This window comes from Streptomyces sp. NPDC033180, from assembly GCF_055577645.1.
On the sequence record NZ_JBVIPU010000012.1, the window covers coordinates 199,652 to 214,889 of the forward strand.

Sequence of the window (15,238 nt, forward strand, 5' to 3'; positions counted from 1 at the left end):
CATTCGGCTAGGTCAGCAGATCAGCTGCAACCGCTGGTCGAGCCGCAGCCCTCGCAGATGTAGCAGGAGCCGGCCCGCTGCATCTTCGTGCCGCAGGAGAAGCACAGCGGCGCGTCGGCCTGGATGCCCAGCTGCATCTCGACGAGCTCGGCGCTGGTGTGCGCCTGCTGCGGAGCGGGCTTCTCGGCCTCGGCCTTCGGCGTGGCGACCGCCTTCAGGACCTCGGGCTGCCGCGGAGCGGACTGCGCCAGGCCTTCGACGTCGACGTCCGACTCCTCCATGGACGGCTCGTAAGAACCGGTCTCCAGGTGGCGCTGACGCTCCTCGGCCGAGTGGATGCCGAGCGCGGAGCGGGTCTCGAAGGGCAGGAAGTCCAGCGCCAGGCGGCGGAAGATGTAGTCGACGATCGACTGCGCCATCCGCACGTCCGGGTCGTCCGTCATGCCGGCCGGCTCGAAGCGCATGTTCGTGAACTTCGAGACGTACGTCTCCAGCGGAACGCCGTACTGCAGGCCCACGGAGACGGCGATCGAGAAGGCGTCCATCATGCCCGCGAGGGTCGAGCCCTGCTTGGACATCTTCAGGAAGACCTCACCGAGACCGTCGTCCGGGTAGGAGTTGGCGGTCATGTAGCCCTCGGCGCCACCCACGGTGAAGGAGGTGGTGATCCCCGGGCGGCCCTTGGGAAGGCGCTTGCGGACGGGGCGGTACTCGACCACCTTCTCGACCGCGGCACGGATCGTGTCCTCGGTCTTCTCGGTGACCGCGGCCTTCTCCTTCTCCTTCGTCTTGGCGGAGAGGGGCTGGCCGACCTTGCAGTTGTCGCGGTAGATGGCGAGCGCCTTGACGCCCATCTTCCAGGCCTCGTAGTAGACCTCTTCGACGTCCTCGACGGTGGCAGTCTCCGGGAGGTTGACCGTCTTGGAGAGCGCTCCGGAGATCCACGGCTGGATGGCCGCCATCATGCGGACGTGGCCCATCGCGGAGATGGAACGCTCGCCCATCGCGCAGTCGAAGACCTCGTAGTGCTCGGTCTTCAGGCCGGGGGCGTCGATCACATTGCCGTGGTCGGCGATGTGGGCGACGATCGCCTCGATCTGCTCCTCCTGGTAGCCCAGGCGACGCAGGGCCTGCGGCACGGTGCCGTTGACGATCTGCATCGAGCCGCCGCCGACGAGCTTCTTGAACTTGACCAGGGCGAGGTCGGGCTCGAGGCCCGTGGTGTCGCAGGACATCGCGAGACCGATGGTGCCGGTCGGGGCGATGACGGACGCCTGGGAGTTACGGAAACCGTTCTTCTCGCCGAGGCGGATCACGTCCTGCCAGGCTTCCGTGGCGGCGGCCCAGATCGGCGTGTCCAGGTCGTCCACACGAGGCGCGGTGGCGTTGGCGTCGGCGTGCTGCTTCATGACGCGCTTGTGCGGCGTGGCGTTCTTGGCGTAGCCGTCGTACGGGCCGACGACCGCGGCGAGCTCGGCGGAACGCTTGTACGACCTACCCGTCATCAGCGAGGTGATGGCGCCGGCCAGCGAGCGGCCGCCGTCGGAGTCGTACGCGTGGCCGGTCGCCATCAGCAGGGCGCCGAGGTTGGCGTAGCCGATGCCCAGCTGGCGGAAGGCGCGGGTGTTCTCGCCGATCTTCTGCGTCGGGAAGTCCGCGAAGCAGATCGAGATGTCCATCGCGGTGATGACCAGCTCGACGACCTTGGCGAAGCGCTCGGCGTCGAAGGACTGGTTGCCCAGGCCGTCGTCCTTGAGGAACTTCATCAGGTTCAGCGAGGCGAGGTTGCAGGACGTGTTGTCCAGGTGCATGTACTCGCTGCACGGGTTCGAGCCGTTGATCCGGCCGGACTCCGGGCAGGTGTGCCAGGCGTTGATGGTGTCGTCGTACTGGATGCCGGGGTCGGCACAGGCCCAGGCGGCTTCGGCCATCTTGCGGAAGAGCGACTTGGCGTCGACCTCCTCGATGACGTCGCCCGTCATACGGGAGGTCAGGCCGAACTTGCCGCCCTCCTCGACCGCCTTCATGAACGTGTCGTTCACACGGACCGAGTTGTTGGCGTTCTGGTACTGGACGGACGTGATGTCGTCGCCGCCCAGGTCCATGTCGAAGCCCGCGTCACGCAGGGCGCGGATCTTCTCCTCTTCCTTCACCTTGGTCTCGATGAAGCCCTCGATGTCGGGGTGGTCGACGTCGAGGATGACCATCTTGGCCGCGCGGCGCGTGGCGCCACCCGACTTGATCGTTCCTGCGGACGCGTCGGCACCGCGCATGAAGGAGACCGGCCCTGAGGCGTTGCCGCCGGAGGAGAGGAGTTCCTTGGAGGAGCGGATGCGGGAGAGGTTCAGGCCGGCGCCGGAGCCGCCCTTGAAGATCATCCCCTCTTCCTTGTACCAGTCGAGGATCGAGTCCATGGAGTCGTCGACGGCCAGGATGAAGCAGGCGGAGACCTGCTGCGGCTGGGGCGTACCGACGTTGAACCAGACCGGCGAGTTGAAGCTGAAGATCTGGTGCAGGAGGGCGTACGCCAGCTCGTGCTCGAAGATCTCGGCGTCGGCGGGCGAGGCGAAGTAGCTGTAGTCCTCGCCGGCCTTGCGGTAGGTCTTCACGATGCGGTCGATCAGCTGCTTGAGGCCGGTCTCGCGCTGCGGGGTGCCAACGGCCCCGCGGAAGTACTTGCTGGTGACGATGTTGACCGCGTTCACCGACCAGAAGTCGGGGAACTCGACGCCACGCTGCTCGAAGTTGACCGAGCCGTCGCGCCAGTTGGTCATGACGACGTCTCGGCGCTCCCAGACCACCTCGTCGTACGGATGCACGCCGGGCGTCGTATGGATGCGCTCGATACGCAGACCCTTGCTGGCCTTGGATCCCTTGGCTCGGGAACCTCGCGCCGGGCCGCTCGTCGTCTCGGTCATGCCGCCTCCCTGTATCAGGCTAAAACGCCCTGAAGTGCCACGTTCTTCCCGTGACACGGTGTTGTCTGGTGCTGCGGATCCCACGAAGGTCATCCGCAACAGGTCTGGTGTGCCGCCGGCGGCCGTTCAGCCGGTCAGTCGGCGGCAGTGGCGGGCACCGGGACTTCGACAGTCCCTCCGGGCCCGCAGTCCTTCGCGCCGTTCTTGCCGCCGGCGCCCTGCGGCTCGTCGTCGAGCCGCCTTTCCCGCTGGTCCCTCAGCTCCCCGATGGCAGCCTCGAAGTCCTCAAGTGAATCGAACGCCCGATACACGGACGCGAAGCGCAGGTAGGCCACGAGGTCCAGCTCCTGCAGCGGACCAAGTATGGCCAGACCGACGTCGTGCGTGGTCAGTTCGGCGCTTCCGGTGGCCCGCACCGCCTCTTCGACCCGCTGGCCGAGCTGGGCGAGGGCGTCCTCGGTCACCGGCCGCCCCTGGCATGCCTTGCGTACGCCGTTGATCACCTTCGTACGGCTGAAGGGCTCGGTCACGCCGCTGCGCTTGACCACCATCAGCGAACACGTCTCCACGGTCGTAAAACGACGGGAGCAGTCGGGACACTGACGGCGCCTGCGGATCGACGTGCCGTCATCGGTGGTGCGACTGTCGACCACGCGACTGTCGGGGTGCCTGCAGAAGGGGCAGTGCATGGAACTCCCAACCCTCCTTCACGACACGACTCATAGGCCTCAACAGGCCCATGAGGCCCTCGAAGCAGCCCCAAGCATAGGCGATGCCCGAGGCCTGAAAAGACCGGGGACCACAACTTCTGGGCCGTGGTTGCAATCCAACCACTAGATCTGGGGTTTGGCCGTAAATCCGGCCCCATCGCGTGTCGCGTAGCCGCGGCACGCCAGGAAGGGTACGAGCCCGCCTCGCGCGCCGCACGAGAAGGGGGCGGTGCCGGGTTGACCGGGCTGCGAGTGGCAGTATGGGAGCCCCACTGAGCGGGGTGCGACCCGGGCGGTGAAGCGTACCGTAATGAACCGAAATGCCAGTCGGCTCGAACGTTAGCCATACACCCAGACGCCTGATCGCGGCAGGCATTCTGCGATTTTTCACTCGAACGTGTGTTTGGCGCAACCTTTCGAAAGCAACTACCGTTGGCTAACTAGGGAGACAATCTCGAGAGGGGCCGACCGACGTGACCACCACCGCAGACAGCGCCACCATCACTGCCCAGGACCGCCAGAGCCGACTCGAGCCGGTGCATGCCATGAATGACGCCACGAACCCGGAGGGCCCCAAGCCCACACGCTCCCTACCAGGACGGCCTCCGGGCATCCGCGCCGACAGCTCGGGGCTCACCGACCGGCAGCGCCGCGTCATCGAGGTCATCAGGGACTCGGTGCAGCGGCGGGGGTACCCGCCGTCCATGCGGGAGATCGGGCAGGCGGTAGGCCTCTCCAGCACCTCGTCGGTCGCTCACCAGCTGATGGCCCTGGAGCGCAAGGGCTTCCTGCGCCGCGACCCGCACCGCCCGCGGGCGTACGAGGTGCGAGGCTCGGACCAGCCGAGCAGCCAGCCCACGGACACGGCAGGCAAGCCCGCCGCTTCGTACGTCCCTCTGGTCGGCCGCATCGCGGCCGGTGGCCCGATCCTCGCCGAGGAGTCGGTGGAGGACGTCTTCCCGCTCCCCCGGCAGCTCGTCGGCGACGGCGAGCTGTTCGTCCTCAAGGTCGTCGGTGACTCGATGATCGAGGCCGCCATCTGTGATGGTGACTGGGTGACGGTGCGCCGCCAGCCGGTCGCGGAGAACGGCGACATCGTCGCCGCCATGCTCGACGGCGAAGCGACGGTGAAGAGGTTCAAGCGCGAGGACGGACACGTGTGGCTGCTGCCTCATAACTCCGCGTATCAGCCCATCCCGGGTGACGAGGCGACGATCCTCGGCAAGGTGGTGGCGGTGCTGCGGCGAGTGTGAGCCTCCGCCCCTGACCGGGCCCCGGAACCAACTGCGCCGGTTCCGGGGCCCTGCTGCGTCTGGAGGCCGCCGGGCCCAGGGCGCAGGAGCCGGGCCCTCTACTCCGCTGCTGCCTCGTCCTCGCCCTCCGTCTGAGGATTGGCCTTCGGATCGGGCTTGGGGTTGGGCATCGGATCTGCCTTAGCCGCCGCGTCGATCGCGGCCAAGGAGCGCCGTGCCTGATTGCGGTCCGTCGTGTACCAGAAGTCGGGAAGCGAAGCCCGCAGATAGCTGCCGTAGCGCGCGGTCGCGAGGCGGGGGTCCAGGACGGCGACCACTCCGCGGTCCGCGGAGGCCCGCACCAGCCGCCCCGCGCCCTGCGCCATCAGAAGCGCCGCGTGCGTCGCGGCGATGGCCATGAAGCCATTGCCGCCGCCGTCGTCCACCGCCTTCTGGCGAGCGCTCATCAGCGGGTCGTCGGGTCGTGGGAAGGGGATCTTGTCCATGACCACCAACTGGCAGCTGGCGCCGGGAACATCGACGCCCTGCCACAGCGAAAGCGTCCCGAACAGGCAGGTCCGCGTGTCCGCCGCGAAGTTCTTGATCAGCTCGCCCAGCGTCTCCTCACCCTGCAGCAGGATGGGCACGTCGAGGCGGCCGCGGAGCTCCTCGGCGGCGTTCTGAGCGGCACGCATGGACGAGAACAGACCGAGCGTACGGCCGCCTGCCGCCTCGATCAGTTCGGCCAGCTCATCGATCATGTCGCTGCGTGTGCCCTCACGGCCCGGCCGGGCCAGGTGCTTGGCGACGTACAGGATCCCCTGCTTGCGGTAGTCGAAGGGCGAGCCGACGTCGAGGCCCTTCCACGCGGGGGCGTCCTCGGACTCGATGCCCTCGGGGGCGAGCCCCAGAGAGGCCCCCACCCCGTTGAAGTCGCCGCCGAGCTTGAGGGTGGCGGACGTGAGGACCACGGAGCGGTCGCTGAAGAGCTTCTCGCGCAGCAGGCCCGACACGGACATGGGCGCCACTCGCAACGAGGCCCCGAAGCGGTCGTGCCGTTCGTACCAGACGACGTCCCACTCGGAGCCGTTCGTGATGCGCTCCGCCACATCGTGGATCGTCTCGACGGAGGCGAGGGCCTGTTTGCGCACGGCGTCCTCGTCCTGGACCGACTTGTCGCGGGTCGAGCCAAGGGCCGAGATGACCGTGCGGGCGGCATCGCGCAGGGCCATCAGCGCATACCCGAGATCCTCCGGGACCTCCTCGAGACGGCCGGGGAGCGCCAGCTCCATCACCCGCTCGAAGCCTTCGGACGCGGTCTGGAGCTGGTCTGCCGCCTTCTCGTTGACGAGCTTGGCGGCTCGCCTCACAGCGCGGTTGACCTGGCCGGGGGTGAGCTCGCCGGTGGCGACGCCGGTCACTCGCGAGACCAGTTCATGGGCCTCGTCCACGATCAGCACTTCGTGCTGCGGAAGGACCGGGGCGCCCTCGATGGCATCGATCGCGAGCAGTGCGTGGTTGGTGACGACGACCTCGGAGAGCTTGGCCCGCTCCCGCGCCGCCTCGGCGAAGCACTCCGCTCCGTACGCACACTTCGACGCGCCCAGACACTCCCTGGAGGAGACGGACACCTGGGACCAGGCACGGTCGGAGACCCCTGGCGTGAGGTCGTCCCGGTCACCGGTCTCGGTCTCGTCCGCCCAGTCGCGCATCCGCAACAGGTCCTGGCCGAGCTTGCTGGTGGGGGCTGCTGCCTCGAACTGGTCGAAGAGGCCCGGCCCCTCCTCCTCTTCCTGTGGCACTCCTTCATGGAGGCGGTGCAGGCACAGATAGTTCGAACGGCCCTTGAGCATGGCGAACTGGGGGCGGCGGCGCAACAGCGGATGCAAGGCATCCACCGTCCGCGGCAGATCGCGCTCCACGAGCTGACGCTGCAGCGCGAGCGTGGCCGTCGCGACCACCACGCGCTCACCGTGCGCGAGCGCGGGCACCAGATAGCCGAGGGACTTTCCCGTGCCGGTGCCGGCCTGGATCAGCAGATGGGAACCGTCGTCGATCGCCTCGGCGACGGTCTCGGCCATCGTCACCTGGCCAGGGCGCTCTGTGCCGCCGACGGCGGTGACGGCGGCGTGCAGGAGCTCGGGAAGGGAGGGCTTTGTCATAGCGCGACCACCCTACGGGTCTCCACTGACAATCCCTCGATCAAGGCTGATGCAGAGGGTTCGGGACGCTGCCGTGCACGGCGGCGTGCGGGCGCTCGGGGCGGTCCCGGTACCCGTCGAGGTGGAGCCGGTTCCGGTTGAGGCACAGCCGCTCGATGCGCGGGGTGAGCAGGTCGAACATCTCGTACCGCTCCTTGAGCTGGGGGGCGCGCGCCTGATGGCGCAGGATCTCGGCACGGACGAGCGACCAGAAGGTGGTCTCCGGGATGCCCAGCTGCTCCTGGCAGAGCGGGGCGAGGTAGCGGAAAACACCCACGAAGAGCCCTGAATGGATGAACTGCGTGAGGAAGTCGGGGCGTTCGGTGAGCAGTACGTCGCGGACGTCGTCCGGCATCGACGCGTGCTCGGGAAGGGCCTCGGCGCTGACATTGATGTCGTCGACGAAGTCCTTCACCGCGAGCCGGACGGGTACGTCCTTGTCGTCGAAGACGACGATGGCGTTCTCCCCGTGAGGGGAGAACACGGTGCCGTACCGGTACAGGAACTGCAGGAGCGGAGGCAGCAGTGCGCCGAAGAGGCGCCGCAGCCAGGCCTCGGGGGCAAGGCCCGAGCGCTCGACCAGCTCGGCGACGAAAGCCCTGCCGTCCGGATCGGTGTGCAACAAGGAAGCAAGCGTGCGGGCGCGCTCATCGGGGGCGAGATACCGGGTGATCGGTTCGCGCCAGATGGCACCCAGTAGTTCTTTGTATTGGTAGGGGACCTCGGGAAGGCCGTCGTACAACGGGTGCTCGACGGTCACCGACGCGACCTCGCCAAGCAGGATCACGCGGCATTCGTCACGCAGGAAGGGGTCGGCGTCGCGCAGGGCGTGCATCCACGCGGTGACGGCGGGGGCGGCCAGAGTGCGCTCGGTCGGGAGGCCGCGCCACACGAGGGTGTTGAGGACCGACAGGGGCAACTTGACGGTGTGCCGGTCAGGTCGGGACAGATTCAGGAACGTACGAATGGATTGCTGGGGCAGCCGCAGATCGCCGTCGGTCGGGAGGGGCACGATCGAGCCCGCGGCGACGGAGGGGGCGAAGAGGGGCAGGACCACGTCGTCCCACTGCCACGGATGCACCGGCAAGTAGAGATAGGCGTGCGGGTCGAGGCCGCGTGCCCTGAGTATGTCTGCGAAGGACTCCCGTGTGGCGGGGGTGAGTTCACGTGTATAGAGCTTCTCCGCCGCGTCCAGGCCGGCGACGCCTCGGTAGGTGGCGAGGTCGGTGTGGACCGCGATCCAAGGGAGCTCCGCGGTGAGGCGTGCCTCGGGCGCCCAGCGGGCGGCGTCGCTGGCGGAGAAGCCGATGCGGCCCTTGTTGAGGACGAGCCAGGGGTGGCCGGTCTGATGCCCTTCGAGTTCGGCGTAGCCGAGGTCGGCGAGCTGCGCGGCGGTGAGTGCCGTCCGGTCGAGCCGGGCGTCGGCGGAGAGCGTGATGGTCAGCTCGCGGACGAGGTGGCCGAGCGTGGCACCGTCGATCCCCAGAGTGCGGCGGGCCCGGGTGAGGAAGCGGAGGGGGTCGCTGAAGGGGAGTGGCGGCCCCTCGCCCTCGGCCAGGGCCAGGCTCGCCGGGTCGACGTGCCAACTGCCGTACGAGCCGCGGCGGGCGCGGAAGAGGAGGCGGGGCGCTGTCGCTGCCGGTCGCGGGACTTCACTGCGCCGGCCCGCACCACCGCCACCGGCTTCGCCACCGTCGCCACCGGCATCGGCATCGGCACCGACATCGCCGTCGCCGTCGCCACCGGCATCGAGGCGGAGGCTGTAACTGTCCCCGTCGCCCGGTCGGGCGGGGACGGGCGCGATGATCTCCTCGTAGGCGAACTCACCGACCATTTTGGCCAGGAGGCGGCGCCCCCCTCTCGCCCACCGGTCGGGAGTCAGCTCAGGCGGGTCGTAGAGAGCGCGCGGGTCGTGGAGAGCGGACGGCTCACGGGACGTCGGGGGGACGGACGGATTCGGCACGGGGACTCCTCAGGGAGGGAACCGGATCAGGTCGAGCGGTGTACTAAGAGTGAGCGGGTCAGAGCAGTGCGCGCAGGGCCCGGTCACGGACCATGAGCGCCGCGCGCTTGTCGGGAAGTTCCACCTCGGCAGAGAAGCGGAAGCCGGCGCTCAGGAATGCGGATACGGAGGGGGTGTTGCGCAGGTCAGGTTCCGCGATGACGCGTGCGCACGAGGCACGACAGTCGAGCACGAGGTCGGCGACGGCTCTCAGCAGAGAGGTGCCGAGCCCGCGGCCACGGTCGGCGACACCGCCGATGAGGAGGTGAAGACCGGTGTCGTGCGGGCGGGCCGGATAGTGGCGGGCCAAGGCGTCGAGGTCCGCGCGGTAGACCTCCCAGTAGCTCATCGGCGTGCCGTCCAGGACACCGAGGCAGGGGACGCTGCGTCCGTCACCGTCGATCTGGCGGCGCAGATGCGCCCGCGTGATGGCATCGGGGCCGGCCAACTCCCAGAATGCCGCCACAGCGGGGTCGTTCATCCACCGACTGATGAGGGAGAGATCGCGTTCGATACACACGGGGACGAGTTGGAAGACACCGGCTGAGGTGGTCGCGGGGCCCCAGTCGGCGACATTGTCGAGCAGGTCATCGGCTGACGAGGTAGCCGACGGCGCCGGGGCACGTTCTGCCGTGCGCGCGTCGGCGCCGATGCGTCCCGCGTACGCATCCTGCGCTGGGGCCGCGCCACCAGCGCCGAACAGGGCGATGAGTTCGTCCGGGAGGCGCAGGTCCAGGGTGTCCTGGACGTCTGCTCTGTCGGCGGCGGATGGCTCAGTGGCGGGTTCGGTGGCGGACTCGGTTCCGGCGTCGGTGCTCGCATCGGGGGGAGGCGGAGGCACGGCGTCGCTCCTCTCAGAAAGCGTGGGTCATGTTCCTCAGGAATGAAGGGGGTTGGCGATGGAGACGTAGACGGACTGGGTGTCGACCGGGCCCACGAGCTCGTCGAGCCCGCGAAGGCGGGTCAGCAGATTGGCCTTGCACCGCAGCACGGGTGAGTCGAGAAGCAGGGCGGGCAGCGGCGTACGCAGCGAAGCCGGGCCGGAGACGATGTCGCCGAGGAAGCGGCGGAATGCCGCGAGCAACAGCGCCTCGTCAGCCAGGCGTTGGGCGCCCAGGGCTCCGATGAGGCCGAGGACGTTGTTGATGCCGAGGTAGTAGGCGAAGCGCTCGTCCGCCACCTCGTCGGACACGAAGGTGTCACTGTGCTCGCCGATGCCGGGAAGCCTTCGGTCGAGTTCGGGGCGTCGGGACTCGCGGAAGTAGTAGCCCTGGTTGTCGCGGTAGCGGCCGCCCACAGGCCAGCCGTCGGAGTCGAGCAGCAGGAGGGTGTTCTGCTGGTGGGCCTCCAGGGCCACCCCTGCCTCGCTGTCCAGCCAGAGCACGGGGCGTACGACGTTCTCCAGGTAGCGCAGGAACCACTCCGTGGCGACGGCTCCCCGAGGGCGGCCCGTCCGTCCGGCGAGGCGAGTGACGATCTCGCCGAGCCGGGAGCGCATCGGGGGCCGGCCGTGCCCACTGGAGTGCGGTGACGGCCTGGGCGAGACGAGTCCCGCGATGCAGGTGGCGTCGTCGCCGGGGCCGAAGGGGTTGTGCCGGATCATGACGTCGAGTCCGGAGACGGGTGCGCCGTCGGGGCCGGTCACGGCGAGCCAGGCCGGGTCGCGGATCACGTCGAAGCGGGGGTGGACCGCCTGCCACTGCTCGGCGAGGCCACTGCGCAGCAAGCGGTGGACCTCCACGCCGCGGTGGAGTTCCTTGCGGAGGTTTTCACGACGGGAGTTGGTGATGCGCAGGCCGAGCGAGAGCTTGAGCATGGCCGGTGCGCCCGAGCGGTAGAGGGTGCGCACGGAGGAGGTCGGGTACCACGGTGCGCCGTGAGGGCCGAGGTCCTGGAGGAGGCCGGCTTCCAGGAGAGCGGCGGTCCCGGGGCGGTGCCTGAGCTCACGCATCTGCCACGGGTGCAGGGGCAGGGCGGCGTGGCCGTGCGGCAACGGCAGGTCCGGACCGGCGAGGCGGGCGGTGAGCTGCTGGGCCGGGAGCGTGCGGCCGCGCTCGGTCCAGGCCGAGTCCGAGGCGAGTACGGAGGGGTCCACGGCGATCCAGTGCAGGGCGAACGCGCCGCGCAACTCCGGTGAGTAGAGCCGGGATTCGGTGTCGGAGAGGCCTTCGCGGCTCTTCGGGGTGGGGTGCAGGGGGTGGCCGAGGAGCAGGGACTGCTCGGCGGCGAGGAAGAGGTCGGGCTCGTCGCCGGGGTTGTCGCGGCGGTCGGCGATGAAGGTAGCGGTGCGCCGCACCGAATCGGCGACACGGCCGACGAGGTCCCCTCCCTCGACCCGCTCACTGTCGCTGCCGGGGTCGGCGGCTGCGGCTGCGCCGGACCCGATGCCGGAGTTGGATTCGGGGCCGGCAGCCTGCCCGTCTGGGGCGGCGGTTCCGCTTCGTTGGCCGGTTTCGCGGCCCAACAGCGCGGCGACGGTGACGGCGTCGGCCGGGGGTGCGCTCTGGGGGCCGTCTTCCAGGTACGGGAGGCCGAAGCGGTGCCAGCCGGTGGCCGACCAGTAGTACACGGGGACGAGGAGGGCGGTGCCGCTGGCCTCTAGCGGGATACGCAGGGCGCCCTGCTCGGGGGCGGGGAAGTCGTTCTCGCGTACCCAGCAGCGCAGGAGGTTCTCGATGGCCGCCACCTGCGCGGCGGTGTGCGGATCGGGGTGCTCCAGGAGGTCGGCGGTCGCGCCTCGCAGCTGCTCGGCCTGCCGGCCTCCCTTCTGCCGCGGGACCGTACCGGGCTCCGCCACCAGTGAGGATTGCTGGCCGCACACGCCTGGGACGTGCGGGTGAGGTGGGTCGTCGGATGCGGGGGTGGCGTTCAAGAGGGTTTCCTTGTGAAGTCGTTCGGGCTCCGGGGCGACGGGCTGGAGCTGTGCTGATGTCTCTTGGCCGTCCGAGGGACGGCCCGGGTCCGGGTGTGGCTATCCGTGGTGCGGACGCGCCGCCGCGGAGATCGCGTCGGAGAGGCGGTCGAGGATCGCGGCCGCCTGCTCGTCGGTGATGGTGAGAGGAGGAAGGAGACGTACGACGCTGGCGTGCCGTCCGCCCAGCTCGACGATGAGGCCGCGGCGCAGGCATTCGCGCTGAACTGCCGCGGCGAGTTCGGGCGCCGGGGGAAGCGGGCGCGGGAAGCGGGTCAGAGGCCCGGCAGACAAGGGGTCGCTCACCGACCGGGCAGCCGGAACAGATCGGTCCGCGACAGCCGGGTCCGTAGCGGTCGGGTCCGTAGCGGTCGGGTGCGCGTTGGCCGAGATCGCGGCGGCCGGGTCCACGACAGCCGGATGCGCGGCGACTGGGTCCACGAGTTCGACGCCGATCATCAGGCCTCTGCCGCGGACGTCGCCGATACAGGGGTGTTCGGCGGCCAGGGACCGCAGCTGGGTGAGCATGCGGGTACCAAGGACTCCCGCGCGGTCGGCGAGGCCGTTCTCACGCACGTAGGCGAGGGTGGCCGTGCCGGCCGCCATGGCGAGCTGGTTGCCGCGGAAGGTGCCGGCGTGGGCGCCGGGCTGCCAGACGTCGAGGTCGTCGCGGTAGATCACGACGGCCAGCGGCAGGCTGCCGCCGATGGCCTTGGACAGCACCATCACGTCCGGGACCACACCGCTGTGCTCGACGGCCCAGAAGGTGCCGGTGCGCCCGACGCCGGTCTGGACCTCGTCCGCGATGAGCGGGATCGAGCGTGCGGCGGTGATCTCGCGCATCCGGCGCAACCAGTCGTCGGGGGCGGGGATCACGCCGCCCTCGCCCTGCACCGGTTCGAGGATCATCCCGGCCGGCTGGGGCACGCCCGACTTGGTGTCATCGAGGAGGCTTTCGGTCCAGCGGGCCGCGAGTTCGGCGCCGTCCGCACCGCCGATGCCGAACGGACAGCGGTAATCCTGCGGGTAGGGCAGGCGCGCGACGCGTACGTCCGGTGCGCCGCCGGATGCTTCGAGCGCCCCTGCCGTCATCCCGTGGTAGGCGCCGGTGAAGGCGAGCATGCCGTTCCGCCCGGTCGCCGTCCGCACGAGTTTGAGCGCGGCCTCCACCGCGTCCGTGCCGGCGGGGCCGCAGAACTGGATCCGGGCGCGGTCGGCGAGTTCACGGGGCAGTGTGTGGAACAGCTCGGTGGTGAAGGCGTCCTTGACCGGCGTGGCCAGGTCGAGGACGTGCAGCGGTGCCCCCGAGTCGAGGACCTTTCTGATCGCCTCCAGCACGACCGGATGGTTGTGCCCAAGGGCCAGGGTCCCCGCACCCGAGAGGCAGTCGAGATAGCGCCGCCCGTCGGCGCCCTCGATGGTCAGGCCGCGCGCCCGTACCGGCACGATCGGCAGGGCCCGCGCATAGGTGCGGGCCGCCGACTCGCGCGCCGACTGGCGTCGCAGGATCCCCTCGTGTACTGCGGAGTGCCCCGCGGAAACCGCCGCGGGCGCCGGCTCGGTCACGGCCACGACTGTTGGTCCTCCCGCTGGGAATGGGCGCTCCCACTCGAACTGGGCCAGCGCGCCGACGAGTTGGCAGGGGAGATGAACGCAGGCCGCCAGTCCCCCGTACGTACCAACGACGGGGGCTGCGGGAGAACACGGGTCATCGGAAGATCCTTGCCGTGACGGAACCGTTGCCGTTCCGTCGGCTGTCCCCTACGGCACCGGCATAGTGTGAGGTGCCGTTCATCCGCAGCAGGGTGCGCAGCGCCACGGAAGTCCGGTGCTCAACGCACCGTGCGGCACACGGTGTCCGGCATGCGAACGATCTCGAAGCCCAGGGGGAATCTCTCTATGCGATCCATACGCCCGCTCAATACCGCTCGTCGTGGGAGGAGCGCGCGCGGTAGAACCTCCCCTGTGGCGGCCGCTGTCGCCATCGGCGCGGCGCTCGTGCTGACCGCGACGGCCTGTGGCCCGAGCGAGGACAACGCGGGCGACGATCCGTCCGCCTCCCAGCCCGCCGACGACGGCAACGGCAACAGCAACGACGACGGCAAGGTCAAGATTCCGCAGGACATCCAGGACCGGCTCAAGGAGCACGGCATCGACCTGGACAAGTGGAAGGGCGGGGCCTGGAAGAAGTTCGACAAGGACGACTGGCTCCGCGAGGCCGGTGACTACGTCAACCCGATCATCGAGGGTCTGTGGGACTCGGACCGCATGCGGGACGCCGACCAGAACCCCGACCGCGGTGTAGACGACAACGACATCTCCGGTGACCAGGGCGTGACCGACCCGACGCCCGAGCCGGTGGAAGCTGCGGCCCTGAAGGCGCCGTACGACGCCAGCGTTCCCGAGTCGGGCAAGCTGTTCTTCGACGGCCCCGACGGCTCGATGGTCTGCTCCGCCACCGTCGTGAAGGACCCGGCACACCCGGGCAAGTCCAACATGGTGTGGACCGCGGGTCACTGCGTGCACGCCGGCGCCGACGGCGGCTGGTACCGCAACATCGCCTTCGTGCCCTCGTACAACAACAGCGGCAAGTCGGCCGCCGAGCTGCAGAACGCCCCCAAGGAAGAAGTCGCTCCGCACGGCGTCTGGTGGGGCGACTGGGCGCAGACCTCCGATCAGTGGATCGAGCAGGGTGGCCCGACGGGCGGCAAGGGCGCACCGTACGACTTCGCGGTCATCCACGTGACGCCCGAGAAGGGCAGCGAGGGCAAGTCCCTCGAGGAGCAGGTCGGTTCGGCGCTCCCCGTGGACTTCAATGCCCCGGCCGTGCCGCAGATCGCCGACATGACGGCGACCGGGTACCCGGCGGCTCCGCCGTTCGACGGCCAGAAGGCGTTCCAGTGCGCCGACAAGCCGGGCCGGCTCTCGATCAGCAAGCCCGACCCGACGATGTACCGCATCGGCTGCACGATGACCGGTGGTTCGTCCGGCGGCGGCTGGGTCGCCGAGGGCTCGGACGGCGAGCCCTCCCTGGTCTCCAACACCTCCATCGGCCCGGTGACGGCCGGCTGGCTCGCCGGTCCGCGGCTCGGCAAGGAAGCCAAGGGCATCTACGGCGCGGTGAGCAAGAAGTTCGCCGACCAGTAGACGCCTGTGGGGCGCGACCAGCGGAAGTCGCTGACGCACAACCAGCAGTAGTCGCCTGATGTACGACGGCGGGATCGCCGGAAACCTTCACGACCCCGCCGTCATTCGTCCCCAATC

The 15,238-nt window shown here is 69.4% G+C and carries 9 protein-coding genes; 2 read left to right on the forward strand and 7 right to left on the reverse strand.

Annotation, left to right across the window (positions count from 1 at the left end):
- Nucleotides 1–20: 20 nt before the first annotated feature.
- A complete protein-coding gene (locus ACZ5WE_RS28400; protein ID WP_467688464.1) occupies nt 21–2,918 on the reverse strand; it encodes a vitamin B12-dependent ribonucleotide reductase in 2,898 nt (965 codons plus the stop codon).
- A 134-nt stretch (nt 2,919–3,052) separates the two neighbouring features.
- Nucleotides 3,053–3,607, reverse strand: a complete 555-nt coding sequence (gene nrdR / locus ACZ5WE_RS28405) for a transcriptional regulator NrdR (RefSeq protein WP_467688466.1) — start codon at nt 3,605–3,607, stop codon at nt 3,053–3,055.
- Between the two features lie 494 nt (nt 3,608–4,101).
- Between nrdR and lexA the strand changes: the two genes are divergently transcribed.
- Nucleotides 4,102–4,881 carry a transcriptional repressor LexA gene (gene lexA / locus ACZ5WE_RS28410; RefSeq protein WP_367045483.1) on the forward strand — a complete coding sequence of 260 codons (780 nt, stop codon included), beginning with the start codon at nt 4,102–4,104 and terminating at the stop codon, nt 4,879–4,881.
- Nucleotides 4,882–4,979: 98 nt separating this feature from the next.
- Here lexA and ACZ5WE_RS28415 read toward each other — a convergent pair whose 3' ends face one another.
- From ACZ5WE_RS28415 to ACZ5WE_RS28435, 5 genes are all read right to left on the reverse strand, one after another.
- Complete coding sequence (locus ACZ5WE_RS28415; RefSeq protein WP_467688468.1) at nt 4,980–7,022, reverse strand: ATP-dependent DNA helicase; 2,043 nt, start codon at nt 7,020–7,022, stop codon at nt 4,980–4,982.
- A gap of 40 nt (nt 7,023–7,062) precedes the next feature.
- Nucleotides 7,063–9,024: an IucA/IucC family protein gene (locus tag ACZ5WE_RS28420; protein WP_467688470.1), complete on the reverse strand. Its 1,962-nt coding sequence runs from the start codon at nt 9,022–9,024 to the stop codon at nt 7,063–7,065.
- Nucleotides 9,025–9,082: 58 nt separating this feature from the next.
- Nucleotides 9,083–9,904: a GNAT family N-acetyltransferase gene (locus tag ACZ5WE_RS28425; protein WP_467688471.1), complete on the reverse strand. Its 822-nt coding sequence runs from the start codon at nt 9,902–9,904 to the stop codon at nt 9,083–9,085.
- Nucleotides 9,905–9,940: 36 nt separating this feature from the next.
- The gene (locus ACZ5WE_RS28430; protein WP_467688473.1) at nt 9,941–11,935 is read right to left on the reverse strand and encodes an IucA/IucC family protein; all 1,995 of its coding nucleotides are present in this window, start codon (nt 11,933–11,935) and stop codon (nt 9,941–9,943) included.
- A gap of 99 nt (nt 11,936–12,034) precedes the next feature.
- A complete protein-coding gene (locus tag ACZ5WE_RS28435) occupies nt 12,035–13,546 on the reverse strand; it encodes a diaminobutyrate--2-oxoglutarate transaminase family protein (RefSeq protein WP_467688475.1) in 1,512 nt (503 codons plus the stop codon).
- A 327-nt stretch (nt 13,547–13,873) separates the two neighbouring features.
- Here ACZ5WE_RS28435 and ACZ5WE_RS28440 point away from each other — a divergent pair, with 327 nt between their 5' ends.
- The gene (locus ACZ5WE_RS28440; RefSeq protein WP_467688477.1) at nt 13,874–15,121 is read left to right on the forward strand and encodes a trypsin-like serine peptidase; all 1,248 of its coding nucleotides are present in this window, start codon (nt 13,874–13,876) and stop codon (nt 15,119–15,121) included.
- Nucleotides 15,122–15,238 lie beyond the last annotated feature (117 nt).

Bases quoted from the DNA above. Each gene is read 5' to 3' on its own strand.
- ACZ5WE_RS28440 (WP_467688477.1), top strand. From the start codon at position 13,874: ATGCGATCCATACGCCCGCTCAATACCGCTCGTCGTGGGAGGAGCGCG.
- ACZ5WE_RS28415 (WP_467688468.1), bottom strand. From the start codon at position 7,022: ATGACAAAGCCCTCCCTTCCCGAGCTCCTGCACGCCGCCGTCACCGCC.
- nrdR (WP_467688466.1), bottom strand. From the start codon at position 3,607: ATGCACTGCCCCTTCTGCAGGCACCCCGACAGTCGCGTGGTCGACAGT.
- ACZ5WE_RS28400 (WP_467688464.1), bottom strand. From the start codon at position 2,918: ATGACCGAGACGACGAGCGGCCCGGCGCGAGGTTCCCGAGCCAAGGGA.